The organism is Promicromonospora aerolata, from assembly GCF_042682255.1.
Lineage (GTDB): Bacteria > Actinomycetota > Actinomycetes > Actinomycetales > Cellulomonadaceae > Promicromonospora > Promicromonospora aerolata.
Genome location: NZ_JBHUHF010000001.1, coordinates 2,945,148 through 2,962,724 on the forward strand (window position 1 = coordinate 2,945,148; position 17,577 = coordinate 2,962,724).

Consider the following 17,577-nt stretch of genomic DNA (forward strand, 5'->3'; position numbering starts at 1 on the left):
CTAAGTGCCCGACGGCGGCCGGGCGCTCCACGCCCGTGTAACGTCCCGCACCCCGCTGCCGAGCTCGTGCCCGCTCGCTCACCACTCGGCGAACGAGCCGTCGTCGTGCCGCCACACCGGGTTGCGCCAGCGGTGTCCCTCGGCCGCGCGCTCGCGGACGTAGTCCTCGTCGACCTCGATCCCGAGGCCGGGACCGTCCGGGATCGCGACGGAACCGCCGGAGTAGGCGAAGACCGTCGGGTCGACGATGTAGTCGAGCAGGTCGTTCGAGGTGTTGTAGTGGATCCCGAGGCTCTGCTCCTGGATCACGGCGTTGTAGGCGACGGCGTCGAGCTGCAGGCACGCGGCCAGCGCGACGGGGCCGAGCGGGCAGTGCGGCGCGACGGCGATGTCGTAGGCCTCGGCCATCGCGGCGATCTTGCGGACCTCGGTGATGCCGCCCGCGTGGGAGAGGTCGGGCTGGATGATGTCGACGACGCCCGAGGTGATGACGTCCTTGAAGTCCCACCTGGAGTAGAGGCGCTCGCCGAGCGCGATCGGGGTGGCGGAGCCGCGCAGCACGTCCGCGATACCGTCGACGTGCTCGGACAGCACGGGCTCCTCGACGAACATCAGGTGGTAGGGCCGCAGTGCGTCCAGGAGGACCCGGGCCATGGGCCGGTGCACGCGGCCGTGGAAGTCCACGCCGATGCCGATGTTCGGCCCGACGGCGTCGCGCACCGCGGCGACGTTGGCGACCACCTTCTCGACCTTGTCGTGCGAGTCGACGTACTGCAGTTCCTCCGGTCCGTTCATCTTGACCGCGGAGAAGCCCCGCTCGACGGCGTCCTTCGCGTGCGCGGCCGTCTCGGCCGGGCGATCGCCGCCGATCCACGAGTAGACCTTGATGCGGTCGCGCACCCGCCCACCCAGGAGCTCGTGCACCGGCACGCCGAGCGCGCGCCCCTTGATGTCCCAGAGCGCCTGGTCGATCCCGGCCAGCGCGCTCATGTGGATACCGCCGCCCCGGTAGAACCCGGAGCGGTACAGGACGGTCCAGTGGTCCTCGATCCGGCGGGGGTCCTTGCCGATCAGGTAGTCGGACAGCTCCTCGACGGCCGCGGCGACACTGGCCGCCCGCCCCTCGAGCACCGGTTCGCCCCAGCCCACGATCCCCGCGTCGGTCTCGATCTTGAGAAAGAGCCACCGGGGCGGGACGGCATAGGTCGTCATCGACGTGATCTTCACGGCGTGCCTCTCCACTTCGTTGCTTGTGTTGTCGGTTGCGCTGCGGGTTCCTCCAGCGGGAGCTAGGCGGTCGCGGCGGACCAGATCCGGACCAGCTCGGCCGCCCGCGTGCCGACCGCGTCCGGCGTGTCGCCCGGGCGGTAGAGGGACGTGCCGATGCCTGCGCCCCCCGCGCCCGCGTGCGCCCAGCCACTCAGGTTCCCGGGGCCGACACCACCGACGGGTAGGAGCTCGGTGCCTACCGGCAGGACGCTCGCCCACGCGCGCATGCCCGCGATGCCTACCGCCGAGCTGGGGAAGAGCTTGATGGCGCGCGCCCCCGCATCGAGCGCGGTGAACGCCTCGGTAGGCGTCGCCGCCCCGGGGTAGCTCTCGAGGCCGAGCCGGACCGTCTCCGCGACGACGTCGGGCCGGGTGTTCGGCGAGACGATGAGGGATGCCCCGGCGTCGGCGGCACGGCGGACGTCGTCCGGGGCGAGCACCGTGCCGGCTCCGACCCGGCGGTCGGCTGGACCTGCCGCCCGGATCCGGCGGATCGACTCCAGCGGGTCCGGGGAGTTGTACGGCACCTCGACGGCGTCGAACCCCGCGGCGAAGACCGCCTCCGCCACGGCGACTGCCTCGCCGGGCGTCACCCCGCGCAGAATGGCCACGAGGCCCGTGTGCTGGGAGGTCATGTGAACTGGTCCTTCCTCGTCAGGTCGCCTGGTGGGGCGCTTGCCGTGGTGGCCGACGTCGTCGGAGGGCGCACGGCAAGACCGGCTTCGAGGGCGATGCCCCACAGCCCGCGTGCCGCGGCGTCCTCCCGGACGGTGCGGACGGACGCCCCGCCCCGCTCCAGCGCGAAGCGGTAGCGGTGCTCGGTCGCCGGCGGCCCGCACAGCGCGACGACGTCACCCGGGGTGCCGCGCAGCAGGTGCCGCACCTCGGAGCCGACCAGCAGGCCGGAGACGTAGTCGGCGATCTCGGTGGGTTCGAGCCGGCCGGCGAGGGCGAGCGGCCGCGTCGTGAAGAGCAGGGCGGCCAGACCGCGCTCGTCACCGCGGGCGTCCTCGGCATCGAGCCCGCGAGTGAACGCTTTGGTGACCTCGGTACCCGGTTCCCCCGTCGCGAGCCGCGCGAGGATGCTGTCCCGCATCAGCAGGCTGTAGAGCTCGCCGGTCATCGCTGTGGTGAAGCCCGTGACGCGGGTGCCGTCGAGGCGCACCCACTTGGAGTGCGTGCCCGGAAGGACCACCGTCGCCGGAGGCTCCGCGACCTCGGCGAGCGCTCCGACGAGCTGTACCTCCTCGCCCCGCATCACGTCCGGGTCGGGCCGGTCGACCCGCAGGCCGGGGACCAGGTGGACCGGGGACTCCCCGGCGGGCACGACCGTCAGGTGCTCGGCCAGGTAGCCGAGCTCCGCCGGGACGTCGAGATAGCCGGCCTCGGCCCAGCCGTGGTTCGACCCCGCCATCCCCGCGCACAGCGCGGGCACCCCGGGATGCTCGTCGAGCCAGGACCGGCACAGCCGCCGGAACGTGTCCTCGAACGCGAGGGCTCGCACCCGGGCCGAGTCGGACCGCTCGGAGATCGTGAGGGCGCCGTCCGCCGTCCGGACACTGTCGAGCACCGAACCCGTGCCGTCCAGGAGCCAGGCGCGGAACGTGGTGGTTCCCCAGTCGAGTGCGACCAGCGCGGCGTCGCGCCTCGGTCCGTCGTCAGCCATAGTTCTGGACGGTAGGAGCAACGTCCCGACTATGCGAACCTCGTCCCTATTATCGGGATACGGTGACCAGGTGACCGGCCCAGCAGGCGTCCCCGCGCCGTCCGCGCTCGACGCGCCGGACCCGCGTGCCCACGACGAGATCGCTGCGGCTCCCCCCGGCACCCAGACGCTCGCCCGCGGCATCGCCGTCGTGAGCGCGGTGGCCCGCGGCAGGACCCGGCTGCGCGAGATCGCGGAGGAGACCGGAGTCGGCCGCAGCACCACGCATCGCCTGCTGCAGCTGCTGCTCGCCACGGGCTACCTCCGCCAGCTCGACGACGGCGCGTACGCGCTCGGGCCCGCCCTGATCGAGCTCGGCTACCAGGCGCTGCAGGAGAACCCAGTCACCTCCATCGCGGCGCCCGTGCTGCGCACGCTGGCCGAGCGGGTCCACGACACCGTCCACCTCGCCATCGAGGACCGGGGACAGGTGCTCTACCTGGACAAGACCCCTGGCACCCGCGGGGCGGTCATGCGCTCGCAGATCGGGCACCGCATGCCGTTGACCCGGACCGGCATCGGCAAGGCGCTGCTCCTGGACAGCCCGGGCCGCTGGAGCGAGCGCTTCGTCGCCGAGCGGCCGGTGGGCACCGGGCACGGCCTGGACCACGACGTGCTCACCGCCGAGGCGTTCGTGCAGGTCATGGAGGCCTCGGCCGCTCGGGGCGTGGCGTTCGACCTGGAGGAGAACGAGCCCGGCATCCTCTGCGTCGCGGCGCCGGTCCGGGACACGTCCGGCTCGATCATCGCGGCCATCAGCATCACGGCGACCCGGCCCTACATGCCGCCGGAACGGCTCGAGACGCTCGCACCCGTCGTGCATGACGCTGCGACCCGGATCTCGGCGGGCCTGGGCTGGCGGCCGAGCTGAAGGCCCGCGCCTACCCAGGGATCGGGCCCGGAAATCGCCCGAGTTCGGGCCCGATCCCTGGGTAGCGCCGCTGAGGACCAGCGGCCGAGGACTACTCGTGCTGCCAGCTGCGCCAGAGCTTCGCGTACTCGCCGCCCGCCGCGACCAGCTCGTCGTGCGGCCCGATCTCGGTGATGCGGCCGCCGTCGAGCACCGCCACCCGGTCGGCGTCGTGCGCCGTGTGCAGACGGTGCGCGATGGCGACGACCGTGCGCCCGTCGAGCACCGCGTTGAGCGACCGCTCCAGGTGCCGGGCGGCACGCGGGTCCAGCAGCGACGTCGCCTCGTCGAGCACCAGCGTGTGCGGGTCGAGCAGCACCAGCCGCGCGAGCGCGATCTGCTGCGCCTGCGCCGGCGTGAGCTTGTACCCGCCCGAGCCGACCTCCGTGGCCAGCCCGTCGTCGAGCGTCTCGACCCAGCCGTGCGCGTCCACGGCACGCAGCGCGTCCATCAGCTCGGCGTCGTCGGCGTCGATCTTGGCGAGCCGCAGGTTCTCGGCCAGCGAGCCCACGAACACGTGGTGCTCCTGGGTCACGAGCGCCACGTGCTTGCGCAGGTCCTCCAGGGGCAGGTCCACCAGCGGTACGCCGCCGACCTTCACCGTGCCACCGGTGGGCGGGTGGATGCCGGCCAGCATGCGGCCGAGGGTCGACTTGCCGGATCCCGACGGGCCGACGATCGCCAGCCGCTCCCCCACCTTGAGGTCGAGGTCGATGCCGTGGAGCACGTCGGTACCGGCCCGGTAGGCGTACCGGACGTCGGTGCCCCGCACCTCCTCGTCGACGGGCACGGCGTCGCCCGCGGTGCGGTCCATCGGGACCAGGCGCACACCGATGATGCGGGACAGGGACGTCGCGGCCACCTGGATCTCGTCGAGCCAGAAGATGAGCTCCCAGACCGGACCCTGCAGCTGGTACGTGTACATGACGATCGTCGCGACCGCACCGATGGTCACGGTGCCCTCCGAGGCGAGGAACCCGCCCCAGACGAGCACCGAGATCGGCGCGAGCATGAAGGCGAAGTCCACCCCGGGGAACAGCACGGTCCGCAGGTTGAGCGTGCCGATCTCCGCCTCGAACGCCTCGTGCAGGTCGTCGTCACCGCGCGTCGTCCGACGTCGGCCGATCTTGAGCGCGTCGATGGTGCGCGCGCCCTCGACCGACTCGGTGACGGTGCCGTCGAGCCGCGCGTAGGCCGCGGACTCCCGCTGGTAGGCCGGGGTGGCCCGCTTCAGGTACCAGCGCGCGACCGCGACGAGCACCGGCACGCCCACGAACATCCCGAGCGCCACGAGCGGCGAGACGATCAGGCTGAACACGATCGTGAGCGCCAGAGTCACCACCGCGATAACCAGTCGCGGCACGCCGAAGCGCACCGCGTTCTGGATGCGGTTGACGTCGCGGGTGGTGCGGGCGATCAGGTCACCGGTGCCCGCGGCCTCCACCGTGGAGAGTGGCAGCGACGTGACCGTCTCGACGAACTCCTCGCGCATGTCGGCGAACACCGTCTCGCCGAAGACCATGGCGCGCCGCTGCGCGAACCGCGTGATCAGGGCCTGCACCACCACCGCGGCGACGGCCACGAGCACCAGGTTCCGCGCCACCTCGAGGGTGGTACCCGTCGCGACGGCGTCGACGAGCCGGCCGAGCACGAACGGGCCGGCCAGACCGGCCGTCGCCGCCACCGTGTTGGCCACCGTGATGACGATCAGCGGCGCCCGGTGCCGCCCGAGCATCTTGCGTGTGTACTGCCAGGTGTCCGCGGCGTCGGCGATCGGCAGGATCTTCTCCGTGGTCATGCTCCGCCTCCTTCCGGTGCGTTGGTCACGCCCAACAGCTCGTCGAGCTCGGCGTCGAGGTCCTCGTCCAGCGACCGGCCGACCACCCGGCGGTAGCGGGCGGCCTCGCGCCCGCCCTCGGCCGTGGTGGGCAGGTCCAGCAGCTCGCGGTGCGTCCCGTGCGTGACGACCTGCCCGGAGTCCAGGAAGATCACGTCGTCCACGTGGTCGAGCACCAGCGGGCTCGCGGTGACGATCAGGGTCGTGCGACCGCGCCGCCATGCGGTGAGCCGCTCCGCGATCCGCGCCTCGGTGTGCGCGTCGACCGCCGACGTGGGCTCGACCAGCACCAGGATCTCGGGATCGGTGAGCAGCGCACGCGCCAGGGCGACCCGCTGCCGCTGGCCGCCCGACAACGAGCGCCCCTTCTCCGGGATCTCTCCCTCGATCCCGTCGGGCAGGGAGTCCAGCACGTCGTGGGCGTCGGCGATGTGCATGGCCCGCAGCAGCGCCTCCCGGTTCGCGGAGTCGCGCACGTCGAGCTCGCCCGCGAGGCGGCCGGAGAACAGCGACGGCGTCGCGTCGGCGACCACTATGCGTTCGCGCAGCTCGTGCTTGTCGAGGTCGGCCAGCCGGACGCCGCCGAGCGTCACCGGCGTGCCGGTCTCCCCGTCGTCGTCGAACCGGCCCATCCGGACCGCGACCTGTGCCGACTCGTCCGGGTCGGCACTGACCAGGGCGACGACCCGCCCGGGCTGGAGCGTGACGCCGGTCGTCTCGTCCACCAGCGGGACGTCGGCGGGCGGCATGGCCGCGGTCGAGCCCGCCGCACCGGTCGCCGGCACGACCTGCAGCACCTTGACCACCTTGCCGGCCGCGACGTGCGCCTTGGTGACGACGTTGACCGACTGCACGAGGAGGTGCACGGGCCACGACAGGAACGCGGCGTACCCGTAGAACGAGACGAGCTGGCCCGTGGTGATACGCCCGGCGATGGCCTCCACGGCGCCGAGGTACACGACCAGCGCGATGAAGAGCCCGGGCAGCAGGATCTGCAGCGCGTCCAGCACCGACTGCGTGGCCGCCACCTCGACGCCCGCCTCCCGGACCTTCTGCGACTGCGTGCGGTACCGGCCGGTGAAGACCTTCTCGCCGCCGATGCCGCGCAGGATGCGGAGCCCGGAGACGGTGTCGGCCCCGAGCGTGGTGAGCCGGCCCTGCGCGTCCCGCTGGTGCTTCTGGCGCTTCTGCAACGGCTTGACCAGCAGGGCGAGGATCGCGGCCACGACCGGCAGGCCGAGCGCTATGACGACGCCGAGCGTGACCGACTGCGACAGCATGAGCACCACCACGATGCCGTAGGTGGCGACGCTGCCGATGGCCTGACCGGCGATGGCGAAGACCTCGCCGATGCGCATGGTGTCGTTCGCCACCGACGACACCACCTCGCCGGTCGGCAGCTCCTTGGTGATGTTGTGTCCCGAACGGGAGACGGTGCGCGTCACGAGCTGGGACGTGCGGAACGCCGCGTGCATCCAGGCCGCGATGTCCCATCGGTGCCCGATCGCGTTGGAGGCGATCCAGACCAGGCCCACGCCCAGCATCACACCGGCCCAGGTCCAGGTGGTGCGGCTGAGCCCGGACTCGCTCGCGCTGTCGATGATGCGGCCGAGCAGGAACGGCTGGAAGGCGCTGCACGTGAACCCGAGCACGCCGAAGGCCATCGCGACGAGCACCACACGTGCCTGCTTCTGGGCGAGCCAGAGGAGCAGCGTGAGCGGGCCGCGCAACGGCGGGGTGCCGGGATCGGCGAAGGGGAGGGAGCGCACGAGCAACACGGTACGGAGGACCACTGACATCGATCCACGCTTTATCCGCGCGGCAGATCGGGGGCCCGTGCGGCAGGTCGTGCGCCGCGGAAGGCATATCCTCGATGGTTGTGAGTACCCCTCAGACCGCTCCCGAGATCTCCGCCGAGGCCGCCACCGTCGCGATCCGCAAGGCCCGCGCCGCCATGGCCCGCTACCGCTTCATGGCGCTCGTCACCGGTGTCATGCTCCTGATCCTCTGCGTCGAGCTGGGCATCAAGTACGGCGTGGGCGCACTGACCGACGTCGGCGGCATCATGCCGTTCATCGCCTGGGTGCCGTTCGCGCACGGCTGGATCTACGTCCTGTACCTGGTCACCGTCGCCGACCTGTGGTCGAAGATGCGCTGGGGCTTCGGCCGCCTGGTCACGATGGTGATCGCCGGCGTGGTCCCGGTGATGTCGTTCGTGCTGGAGAAGAAGATCCACACGGAGGCCGAGGCGAAGCTCGCCGCCCTGGAGTCGCGCTACCTCGGCTGACGGTCCCGCGCCTCGACCTCGGCCCGCAGGCCGACGCCGAGCATGCCGAGGATCTCGGCGCCCGGCTCGTCGTCGTGGGGCAGCATCTCGACGAACGCCACGGCGATGAGGTCGTCGACGTCGGCGTCCGACCCCAGCTCGGCCTCCAGGACACCGAGCACGGCGCGCACCTCCGCCGCGGGGTCCGGGTCCGCGGAGGTGAACAGGCGCAGCACCGCGGTCCGCTCCTCGTCGGTCCAGTCGTCGTCGATCTCGAGGCTTGCTCCGCCCGTGAGCAGGGCGAGCTCGCGCTCGGCCACGTCGCTGAGGAACGGGCGAGCCAGCACCTCGTCGTGGTACCCGTAGCGTTCGACGGAGGCGAGGGGCCGCAGGGCGGGTACCGCCTGGAGCAGCCGGTCCAGGAAGGCGGCGACCGCCGGCTCGTTGCGGTGGTCGCGGTCCTGGTCGAGTGCGGCACGCACCCGCGGGCCCAGGGCGTCGGCGATCTCCCCGCCCTGCTGTCCGGGGGACGGCACGTGGATCAGATAGGCACTGACCACGTCCTCGCCGACGAGCGGCGGGCCGGCCTCCAGCTCGGCGCCGAGCGCGATCATCGCGGCCCGCGCGGCCTGGTCGCCGGCTCGTACCCGGTCCATCAGCTCCGCGGAGACGAGCTCCATCACGAACCCGTCCGTCATCAGCCCGGCGTCGAGACCCGCGTCGAGCCCGGCCCGTACCTCACCCACGGCGACCTCCCCGGCGAGCGGCACTGCGCGGACCAGGTGCTCCCACCGCGCGGATCCGGTCCAGGGTCCGGTGTCAGTCATCGTCGTCCTCTCGGTCCAGCGCTCGTCGGCGGCCGGCGAACGGCCCGTTCGGTCACTGCTGACCATCCTCCCGCATCCCCCTGGGCGTCTCTCCCGGAGACGTGCCGTACCTGGTTCAATGCAAGCGTGACCGCTCACGCCTTCGACGCCCTCACCGCTGACCGCCTCCGCGACAACGGCAGCCTCAAGTGGACCGCCTTCCCCGGTACCATCGGGGCCTGGGTCGCCGAGATGGACTTCCCGCCCGCACCGCCCGTCGCCGCCGCGCTGCACGACGCCGTGGACCGCGGCCTGCTCGGCTACCTCCCGCCTGCCCTCGTGAGCGAGATGGTCGATGCCTACGTCTCGTTCGCCGACGACCGGTACTCCTGGAAGGTGGACCCGGACCGGGTACGTCCCGTGTCGGACGTGCTGACCGCGCTCGAGCTGACCATCACGCACTTCTCGCGTCCTGGTTCTCCCATCATCCTGCCGACACCGGCCTACATGCCGTTCCTCACGCTGCCCGGCGGGCTGGGCCGCGAGGTCATCCAGGTCCCCATGCTGCGCGATGCCGACGGCCGGTACGGCTACGACCTCGACGCGCTCGACGCGGCGTTCCGCGCGGGCGGCCACCTGCTGGTGCTCTGCAACCCGCACAACCCGATCGGCCGGGTGCTCGAGCCCGACGAGATGCTGGCGGTCGCCGAGGTGGTGGACCGCCACGGCGGCAGGGTGTTCTCCGACGAGATCCACGCCCCGCTCACGTTCCCGGGACACCGGCACGTCCCGTACGCGTCGCTGGACGAGACGACGGCGGGCCACACCCTGACCGCGACCTCCGCCTCGAAGGCGTGGAACCTGCCGGGTCTCAAGTGCGCCCAGATCGTCCTGTCCAACGACGCGGACGTGCGGCACTGGAACCGGGTGGGCCGGCGCGCCGAGGGCGGGGCGTCGACACCGGGCGTCCTGGCGAACCAGGCCGCGTACGCCGAGGGCCGGGACTGGCTCGACGACACGGTCGCCTATCTGCACGGCAACCTGTCCCGGCTCGGCGAGCTGCTCGACGGGACCGGAATCGGCTATCGCGCCCCCGAGGGGACCTACCTGGCCTGGCTGGACTGCCGGGGGCTGGACCTCCCGGACGGGAGCACCGGTGTCGCGGACCATTTCCGCGAGCACGCGGGCGTGGCCCTCACCGACGGTGGGCTGTGCGGCGAGGCGGGCCACGGTTTCGTCCGGTTCAACGCCGCGATGCCGCGTCCGGTCCTGGAACAGGCCGTCGGCAGCATGCTGGAGACGCTCGGCCGCTGAGCCGCAGGACCCGGACGCACGACCCCTACGTCGTGCACGCGACACGCCGCTGATCCCGTGCGTCGCGTAGGGGTCGGCGTTCCGTCGCGGTCAGGCGGACGGCAGGCCCGCGATGCCCGTGTCCGCGGAGGTGGGTGCGCCGCCCCGGCGTCCGCCGGCCATCTCGTCGCGCACCAGCCGGATCCACAGCAGCACGGCGAAACCGCCGAACACCCACCACTGCAGGGCGTAGAAGACGTTCTGCAGGTTGGCACCCGATCCGCCGTCGATCGTGGGGCGCGGCAGGGCCGCGACGCCCCCGCTCTCGGGTGAGCCAGGGCCCTCGGTGGCGACGAGGTAGCCCGCGTAGATTGGCCCGCCCCACTCGTTGACGAGCGCGCTGAGGGCGATCTGGTCGGTTCGCCCGTCCACCACCGCCGCGCTGCCCGACGTCGCCTCGCCCGCCTGCAGCCAGCCCGTCAGCGTGACCTCACCCTTCGGGAGAGTGAGCGCCGCGGCGTCAGCCGGTGCCGCGACCCAGCCCTGGACCACCGCGAGCACGGGCGCGCCGGAGAGGTCGGCCCAGGAGTCGCCGCCCGCCCCGTCGTCGGACACCCGGAAGGGTGCCAGGACGAGGTAGCCGGTGTGCCCCTCCAGGGCGCGGCCGGGTACCAGCAGCGAGCCGGAGGGCTCGAACTCGCCGGACACCTGGACCTCGCGGCCCACGAGCTCCCCGGGAAAGCTCTCCTGCGGCGCGAGCACCTCGCCCAGCCAGGACGGCCCCTCGGCGGCGGCCTCGGCGGCCTCCTGCTGTGCGGCCAGCTCCGCGCGTTCGTACGCCCGGTCCAGCTGCCACGCGCCCAGCCTGCCGCACACGAGCGCTGCCAGGACGAAGACGAGCAGCAGCCCGATCATGCGGGGCTGCCGGGCGACCTGGACGAAGGTGCGGCGCTCGGGGCGTGCATCGGCGTCGGGCGCCGTCTGCGTGGGTGTGCTGGGGGCACTGACAGGCATGGCATCAACGGTAACCGCCCCGGCACGTGTCGGACGCACGGTCACCCCGGTGATCCGTGCGTCTGACACGTCTCGCGTGCCCAGCCGTTCTGCGTTCGAATGAACACGGAGCCAACCCGGCACAGAACCCGCCCGTAACTCGCAGGTAGGAGCGTGAGCGATGACTACGACCGCAGTCCCCGACTCCCCGACCACCGGAGGATGGCGCGCCACCGGCGTCGCCCAGCTGGAGACGGCCGACCTGGAACGCCTCGACGCATGGTGGCGGGCCGCCAACTACCTGTCGGTCGGCCAGATCTACCTGCTCGACAACCCGCTCCTGCGCGAACCGCTCGTGCCCGACCACGTGAAGCCGCGACTGCTGGGCCACTGGGGCACCACACCGGGCCTGAACTTCCTGTACGCGCACCTGAACCGGGCCATCAAGGAGCGGCAGCAGCAGACGGTCTACGTCACGGGTCCCGGGCACGGCGGGCCGGGACTGGTCGCGTCGGCCTACCTCGACGGCACCTACTCCGAGATCTACAGCGACATCACCGAGGATGCCGAGGGGGTGCAGCGCCTGTTCCGGCAGTTCTCCTTCCCCGGCGGCATCCCCAGCCACGTCGCTCCAGAGACACCCGGGTCGATCCACGAGGGGGGCGAGCTCGGCTACGCCCTCAGCCATGCCTACGGTGCCGTCTTCGACAACCCCGATCTGCTCGTCGCAGCGGTGGTGGGCGACGGCGAGGCCGAGACCGGGCCGCTCGCCACCTCCTGGCACTCGAACAAGTTCCTCAACCCGGCGCAGGACGGCGTGGTGCTGCCGATCCTGCACCTCAACGGCTACAAGATCGCCAACCCAACCGTGCTGGCGCGCATCCCGGAGCAGGAGCTCCGGGACCTCATGGTCGGCTACGGCCACAAGCCGTACTTCTTCGAGGGCGGGTACGACCAGGACGAGCCGCCGCTCGAGACGCACCGCCGGTTCGCGGCCCTGCTGGACGAGGTGCTCGACGAGATCGCCACGATCAAGGCGCGGGCGGCAAAGGGCGACCTCGCCCGGCCGACGTGGCCCATGATCGTGTTCCGCACTCCCAAGGGGTGGAGCGGCCCGGCCGAGATCGACGGCAAGAAGACGACCGGATCGTGGCGTGCCCACCAGGTACCGCTCGCGAGCGCCCGCGACACCGACGAGCACCTGAAGGTGCTCGAGGCCTGGTTGCGGTCGTATCGGCCGGAGGAGCTGTTCGACGACGACGGCCGCGTGCTGCCCGAGATCACCGAGCTGGCGCCGAAGGGCTCGCTGCGGATGAGCGCCACCCCGCACGCGAACGGCGGGCTGCTGCTCAAGGACCTGCGGTTGCCGGACTTCCGCAAGTACGCGGTGGACGTCCAGGCACCGGGAGCGACGAAGTCGGAGGCGCCGCGCGTGCTCGGCCAGTGGCTCACCGACGTGATCCGGGTGAACCCGGACAACTTCCGGATCTTCGGGCCGGACGAGGTCGCGTCGAACCGCCTGCAGGCCGTGTACGACGCGACGAACAAGCAGTGGAACGCCGAGTACATCGGGCCGGAGGTAGACGAGCACATGGCGCGCGCGGGCCGCGTCATGGAGGTGCTGAGCGAGCACCAGGTGCAGGGCTGGCTGGAGGGCTACCTCCTCACGGGCCGGCACGGGCTGCTGACCAGCTACGAGGCGTTCATCCACATCGTCGACTCGATGTTCAACCAGCACGCCAAGTGGCTCAAGGTCACCAACGACATCCCGTGGCGCCGCCCCATCGCCTCCCTGAACTACCTGCTGTCCAGCCACGTGTGGCGGCAGGACCACAACGGCTTCAGCCACCAGGACCCGGGATTCATCGACCACGTCGTGAACAAGAAGGCGGAGATCGTGCGGGTCTACCTCCCGCCGGACGCCAACACCCTGCTCAGCACCTACGACCACTGCCTGCGCAGCCGCCAGTACGTGAACGTGGTGGTGGCGGGAAAGCAGCCGACACCCAACTTTCTCGATATGCAGGCCGCCATCGCACACTGCACCCGCGGCCTCGGCATCTGGGACTGGGCGGGCAGCGAGAAGCCGGGCGAGAAACCGGACGTCGTCCTGGGCTGTGCCGGTGACGTGCCGACCCTCGAGGTGCTCGCCGCGGCGGACATCCTGCGCCACGAGCTGCCGGAGCTCAAGGTGCGCGTGGTGAACGTGGTGGACCTGATGCGGCTGCAGGACGCCACGGAGCACCCGCACGGACTCACCGACTCGCAGTTCGACGGGCTGTTCACGGACGACCGGCCGATCATCTTCGCCTACCACGGCTACCCGTGGCTCATCCACCGCCTCACCTACCGTCGCGCGGGCCACCCGAACATCCACGTGCGCGGGTACAAGGAGGAGGGCACCACGACCACGCCGTTCGACATGGTCATGCTCAACGACCTCGACCGGTACCACCTGGTGATCGACGTCATCGACCGGGTGCCCTCGCTCGGCAGCGCCCAGGCCGTGCTGCGCCAGCGCATGCAGGACGCCCGGCTCCGTGCGCGTGCCTGGACCCGCGAGCACGGCGACGACATCCCCGAGGTGCGCGACTGGGTCTGGCCGGACGCCCAGGACCTGGCGGACGGCGACCAGGTAGACGCTACGCTCGGCACTGGTGGAGACAACGAGTAGCAGCAAATACCACACAGTGAACACGGAGCGACATGTGACCGGCGCGACCCGCAGCATCGTCATTGCATCCCCCGAGGGCGAGAGCGGAAAGTCGACGGTCGCCCTGGGCGTCCTCGACCTGCTGGTCCGCAAGGGCCAGCGGGTCGGGGTCTTCCGGCCCGTGTCGCGCGCCACCGAGGCCGAGGACACGAGCGGCCGACGCGACCACGTCCTGGAGCTCCTCCTGGAGCACGACGGCGTCGACGTCGGGTACGCCGACGCCATCGGCGTGACCTACGCCGACCTGCACACCGACCCCGAGGCCGCGCTGAGCCGCATCGTGTCCCGGTTCCACGACCTCGCCGCGCGCTGCGACTCGGTGGTGGTGCTCGGCACCGACTACACCGACGTCGCCGGCCCTACCGAGCTCTCGTTCAACGCGCGGATCGCGGCCAACCTCGGCGCGCCGGTGCTGCTCGTGGTCTCCGGCCGCGAGCGCACCCCCGAGGGCATCCGTGCCCTGGCCGACGTGAGCCTCGCCGAGCTGGCGGCGCACCACGCCCAGGCGATCGGGCTGGTGGTCAACCGCGCGGACACCCGCAGCGCGCTCGACGTGCGGACCCTGCTGGCCCAGGCCCAGCCCGACCTGCCCGTGTGGACCATCCCCGAGGAGCCGTTCCTGCAGGCCCCGACGGTGGGCCAGCTCCTGGACGCCGTGGACGGCACGCTGGTTCTCGGCGACCCGGAGCTGCTGGGCCGCGAGGCGCTCGACCTGCAGGTGGGCGCGATGAGCTTCGAGCACCTGCTGGAGCGGCTGACCGACGGCGCCGTCGTCATCACCCCGGGCGACCGCACCGACCTGCTGATCGGCCTGCTCGCCACGCACCTGACGCCGTCGTTCCCCTCGCTGGCCGGGATCGTCCTCAACGGCGGCTTCTACCCGCAGGGCCGCCCGGCGGAGCTGCTGGAGGCGATGCGCCCCAAGCTGCCGATCATCACGACCGGGCTCGACACCTACCGCGCGGCCCGCGCGGCCGCCACGACCCGCGGCCGGGTCGACAAGGGCTCGGTGCGCAAGGTCGAGACCGCGCGCGCCCTGTTCGAGCGCAACGTCGACGCCGCGGCCCTCGCCGCCCGGCTGGATCTGCCCCGGCCGCAGGTGGTCACGCCGCTCATGTTCGAGTACCAGCTCATCGAGCGGGCGCGGAACGACCGCCGCCACATCGTCCTGCCCGAGGGCTCCGACGACCGGATCCTGCGCGCCGCGTCGACGGTGCTCGCCCGCCACATCGCGGACCTCACGATCCTGGGGTCCGAGGAACCGGTCCGCGCCCGCGCCGCCGAGCTGGGCCTCGACATCGAGGCCGCCCGCGTGCTGTCGCCGCACGATCCCGAGCACGTCGAGAGGTTCGCGGCCGAGTACACCCGGTTGCGGGCGCACAAGGGCATGACCGTCGAGCGGGCACGGGAGGTCGTGACCGACGTCTCCTACTTCGGCACCATGATGGTGCACCTCGGCCTCGCGGACGGCATGGTCTCCGGCGCCGCCCACTCGACGGCCCACACCATCCGGCCGTCGTTCGAGATCATCAAGACCAAGCCGGGCACGTCGTCGGTGTCCTCCGTGTTCCTCATGTGCCTGGAGGACCGTGTGCTCGTGTACGGCGACTGCGCCGTCATCCCGGACCCGACGTCGGACGAGCTCGCCGACATCGCCGTCTCCTCCGCCGCCACCGCCGCACAGTTCGGCGTGGAGCCGCGCATCGCGATGCTGTCCTACTCGACGGGCACATCCGGCACGGGCGCCGACGTGGACAAGGTCCGCACCGCCACGGAGCTCGTCCGCGAACGCACCCCCGAGCTCGACGTCGAGGGCCCCATCCAGTACGACGCCGCCGTGGACGCCTCGGTCGCCGCGTCCAAGCTGCCCGGGTCCGACGTCGCCGGGCGGGCCACCGTGTTCGTGTTCCCCGACCTGAACACGGGCAACAACACGTACAAGGCAGTGCAGCGGTCGGCGGGCGCCGTCGCCGTCGGTCCGGTGCTGCAGGGCCTGAACAAGCCGGTGAACGACCTGTCCCGTGGTGCGTTGGTGCAGGACATCGTGAACACGGTGGCCATCACGGCGATCCAGGCGCAGTCCCCCACCCCCTGACCCCATGGTGGCGCGCAGCACGCGCCTCCGTACCGGCGCGAGGTGGCAGAGATCGCGCCCACGACAACCGGACTTCTGAAAGGCTCGCATCCGTGGCTACCGTTCTCGTTCTCAACTCCGGCTCGTCGTCGTTGAAGTACCAGCTCGTCGACCCGGCGTCCGGCCGGTCCGTCGCGGGAGGCATCGTCGAGCGGATCGGCGAACCCACCGGGTCGGCCACGCACCAGTCCGGTGAGTCCGAGACGGGCGAGACGGTCCGCGACGCCCGGGTGCCGGACCACGGGGCGGCGCTGCGTCTCGTGCTCGACCTGTTCGACGAGGCGGGGCCGTCGCTCGCGGACGCCGGCATCACCGCCGTCGGGCACCGGGTGGTGCACGGCGGTGCGGTGTTCACCGAGCCCACGCTGGTCGACGACGACGTCGTGGCCGCCGTGCGCGACCTCATCCCGCTCGCCCCGCTGCACAACCCCGCGGCCGTCGAGGGGATCGAGGTGGCACGCGAGCTGCTGGCGCACCTGCCGCACGTCGCCGTGTTCGACACCGCCTTCTTCGCGCCGTTGCCGGCGGCTGCCGCGACCTACGCCCTGGACCGCGAGGTGACCGCGGAGCACGGCATCCGCCGGTACGGCTTCCACGGCACCTCGCACGAGTTCGTGTCGTCCGCCGTGACCGCGCACCCCGCCGTGGTCGCCAACCTGACCGCCGAGGGCCGCCGGCCGGAGTCGCTGCGCCAGGTGGTGCTGCACCTGGGCAACGGCGCGTCGGCGTCGGCGGTGCTCGGTGGGCGCCCGGTCGACACCTCGATGGGGTTCACGCCCCTCGAGGGCCTCGTCATGGGCACCCGGCCGGGCGACCTGGACCCGGGCATCGTGTTCCACCTGATACGTGCGGGCCTCTCCCCGTCCGACGTCGACACGCTGCTGAACAAGCGGTCCGGCCTGCTGGGCATGGCCGGGGCGAACGACATGCGCGAGGTGCGCAAGCTGGCCGACACGGGCGATGCCGACGCGCGCCTCGCGCTGGAGGTGTACCTGCACCGGCTGCGCAAGTACGTGGGCGCGTACGCGGCGGTGCTGGGCGGCATCGACGTGCTGACGTTCACGGCGGGCGTGGGCGAGAACGACCACCGGATCCGCTCGGGTGTGGTGCGGGACCTGAAGTTCCTCGGCCTGACGATCGACCCGGCGGCGAACGAGGCGCGGTCCGACGAGGCCCGCGTGGTGTCGGTCCGGGAGCAGGCCGCGCCGGGATCGACGGCCGCCGCGCTGCCGCTGGTCATGGTCGTCCCGACCAACGAGGAGCTGGCGATCGCCCGCCAGGCGATGGAGCTGGCCGAGGGCTAACGGCGCTCCGGTGCGGCGGCTGCGGCTGTCGCGGCGGTTGTCGCGGCTGCGGCTACGGCTGCGGCTGCGGCTGCCGAGGCGGTTGTCGCGGCGGTTGCCGCGGCTGCGGCGCCGGCTGCGGCCGAACCGCAAGTCACGTGCCATCCCGGGCGCCGAACCGAAGGCTGCTGGTCGATCCGACCCTTGATGGACGTGCAGCCTTCGGTTGGACGACCGCCAGCACGTGTGAGTTGCGGTTCGACGGAGGACAACACGCACACCTTGCGGTTCGACGTCGGACAACCACCCGCACCTTGCGGTTCGGCGCGCGAATGCCGGTCGATGGCCCATGCCGGCCGAGGAGTCGA

Annotated in this window: 13 protein-coding genes; 6 read left to right on the plus strand and 7 right to left on the minus strand. The window is 71.9% G+C overall.

What is annotated here, in order from left to right:
- Positions 1 to 78 precede the first annotated feature (78 nt).
- From dgoD to ACFSL2_RS13165, 3 genes are all read right to left on the minus strand, one after another.
- Positions 79 to 1,212 carry a galactonate dehydratase gene (dgoD, locus tag ACFSL2_RS13155; RefSeq protein WP_465264537.1) on the minus strand — a complete coding sequence of 378 codons (1,134 nt, stop codon included), beginning with the start codon at positions 1,210 to 1,212 and terminating at the stop codon, positions 79 to 81.
- 77 nt (positions 1,213 to 1,289) lie between these two features.
- The gene (locus ACFSL2_RS13160; RefSeq protein ID WP_377198303.1) at positions 1,290 to 1,904 is read right to left on the minus strand and encodes a 2-dehydro-3-deoxy-6-phosphogalactonate aldolase; all 615 of its coding nucleotides are present in this window, start codon (positions 1,902 to 1,904) and stop codon (positions 1,290 to 1,292) included.
- The gene (locus tag ACFSL2_RS13165; protein WP_377198304.1) at positions 1,901 to 2,935 is read right to left on the minus strand and encodes a 2-dehydro-3-deoxygalactonokinase; all 1,035 of its coding nucleotides are present in this window, start codon (positions 2,933 to 2,935) and stop codon (positions 1,901 to 1,903) included. Before ACFSL2_RS13165 ends, ACFSL2_RS13160 begins: the two co-directional genes overlap by 4 nt.
- 70 nt (positions 2,936 to 3,005) lie before the next feature.
- Here ACFSL2_RS13165 and ACFSL2_RS13170 point away from each other — a divergent pair, with 70 nt between their 5' ends.
- Positions 3,006 to 3,845 (plus strand): IclR family transcriptional regulator, encoded by an 840-nt coding sequence (locus ACFSL2_RS13170; protein WP_377198305.1) that lies wholly within the window; start codon positions 3,006 to 3,008, stop codon positions 3,843 to 3,845.
- A gap of 91 nt (positions 3,846 to 3,936) precedes the next feature.
- On the opposite strand, the gene ACFSL2_RS13175 is transcribed toward ACFSL2_RS13170, so the two are convergent.
- Positions 3,937 to 5,682, minus strand: coding sequence for an ABC transporter ATP-binding protein (locus ACFSL2_RS13175; RefSeq protein ID WP_377198306.1), 1,746 nt, complete (start codon positions 5,680 to 5,682; stop codon positions 3,937 to 3,939).
- The gene (locus tag ACFSL2_RS13180; protein WP_377198307.1) at positions 5,679 to 7,520 is read right to left on the minus strand and encodes an ABC transporter ATP-binding protein; all 1,842 of its coding nucleotides are present in this window, start codon (positions 7,518 to 7,520) and stop codon (positions 5,679 to 5,681) included. The genes ACFSL2_RS13175 and ACFSL2_RS13180 overlap by 4 nt, the downstream gene beginning before the upstream one ends.
- 74 nt (positions 7,521 to 7,594) lie before the next feature.
- Here ACFSL2_RS13180 and ACFSL2_RS13185 point away from each other — a divergent pair, with 74 nt between their 5' ends.
- Positions 7,595 to 8,008, plus strand: a complete 414-nt coding sequence (locus ACFSL2_RS13185; RefSeq protein WP_377198308.1) for a DUF3817 domain-containing protein — start codon at positions 7,595 to 7,597, stop codon at positions 8,006 to 8,008.
- Here ACFSL2_RS13185 and ACFSL2_RS13190 read toward each other — a convergent pair.
- Positions 7,996 to 8,814, minus strand: coding sequence for a hypothetical protein (locus ACFSL2_RS13190; protein WP_377198309.1), 819 nt, complete (start codon positions 8,812 to 8,814; stop codon positions 7,996 to 7,998). The genes ACFSL2_RS13185 and ACFSL2_RS13190 overlap by 13 nt on opposite strands.
- 126 nt (positions 8,815 to 8,940) lie before the next feature.
- Between ACFSL2_RS13190 and ACFSL2_RS13195 the strand changes: the two genes are divergently transcribed.
- Entirely contained in the window at positions 8,941 to 10,107 is a 1,167-nt protein-coding gene (locus tag ACFSL2_RS13195; protein ID WP_377198310.1) for a MalY/PatB family protein, read from the plus strand.
- A gap of 90 nt (positions 10,108 to 10,197) precedes the next feature.
- Here the strand turns inward: ACFSL2_RS13195 and ACFSL2_RS13200 are convergent, their stop codons facing one another.
- Complete coding sequence (locus ACFSL2_RS13200) at positions 10,198 to 11,100, minus strand: SURF1 family protein (protein WP_377198311.1); 903 nt, start codon at positions 11,098 to 11,100, stop codon at positions 10,198 to 10,200.
- Between the two features lie 160 nt (positions 11,101 to 11,260).
- Here ACFSL2_RS13200 and ACFSL2_RS13205 point away from each other — a divergent pair, with 160 nt between their 5' ends.
- The 3 genes from ACFSL2_RS13205 (at position 11,261) to ACFSL2_RS13215 (ending at position 17,230) form a co-directional block, all read left to right on the plus strand.
- Positions 11,261 to 13,753: a phosphoketolase family protein gene (locus ACFSL2_RS13205; protein ID WP_377198312.1), complete on the plus strand. Its 2,493-nt coding sequence runs from the start codon at positions 11,261 to 11,263 to the stop codon at positions 13,751 to 13,753.
- Positions 13,754 to 13,787: 34 nt separating this feature from the next.
- Positions 13,788 to 15,887 carry a phosphate acetyltransferase gene (gene pta, locus ACFSL2_RS13210; protein ID WP_377198313.1) on the plus strand — a complete coding sequence of 700 codons (2,100 nt, stop codon included), beginning with the start codon at positions 13,788 to 13,790 and terminating at the stop codon, positions 15,885 to 15,887.
- A gap of 92 nt (positions 15,888 to 15,979) precedes the next feature.
- On the plus strand, positions 15,980 to 17,230 hold the full coding sequence (locus tag ACFSL2_RS13215; protein WP_377198314.1) for an acetate/propionate family kinase: 1,251 nt from the start codon (positions 15,980 to 15,982) through the stop codon (positions 17,228 to 17,230).
- Positions 17,231 to 17,577: the final 347 nt, after the last annotated feature.

Bases quoted from the DNA above. Each gene is read 5' to 3' on its own strand.
- dgoD (WP_465264537.1), bottom strand. From the start codon at position 1,212: ATGACGACCTATGCCGTCCCGCCCCGGTGGCTCTTTCTCAAGATCGAG.
- ACFSL2_RS13160 (WP_377198303.1), bottom strand. From the start codon at position 1,904: ATGACCTCCCAGCACACGGGCCTCGTGGCCATTCTGCGCGGGGTGACG.
- ACFSL2_RS13165 (WP_377198304.1), bottom strand. From the start codon at position 2,935: ATGGCTGACGACGGACCGAGGCGCGACGCCGCGCTGGTCGCACTCGAC.
- ACFSL2_RS13175 (WP_377198306.1), bottom strand. From the start codon at position 5,682: ATGACCACGGAGAAGATCCTGCCGATCGCCGACGCCGCGGACACCTGG.
- ACFSL2_RS13180 (WP_377198307.1), bottom strand. From the start codon at position 7,520: ATGTCAGTGGTCCTCCGTACCGTGTTGCTCGTGCGCTCCCTCCCCTTC.
- ACFSL2_RS13185 (WP_377198308.1), top strand. From the start codon at position 7,595: ATGGTTGTGAGTACCCCTCAGACCGCTCCCGAGATCTCCGCCGAGGCC.
- ACFSL2_RS13190 (WP_377198309.1), bottom strand. From the start codon at position 8,814: ATGACTGACACCGGACCCTGGACCGGATCCGCGCGGTGGGAGCACCTG.
- ACFSL2_RS13200 (WP_377198311.1), bottom strand. From the start codon at position 11,100: ATGCCTGTCAGTGCCCCCAGCACACCCACGCAGACGGCGCCCGACGCC.
- ACFSL2_RS13205 (WP_377198312.1), top strand. From the start codon at position 11,261: ATGACTACGACCGCAGTCCCCGACTCCCCGACCACCGGAGGATGGCGC.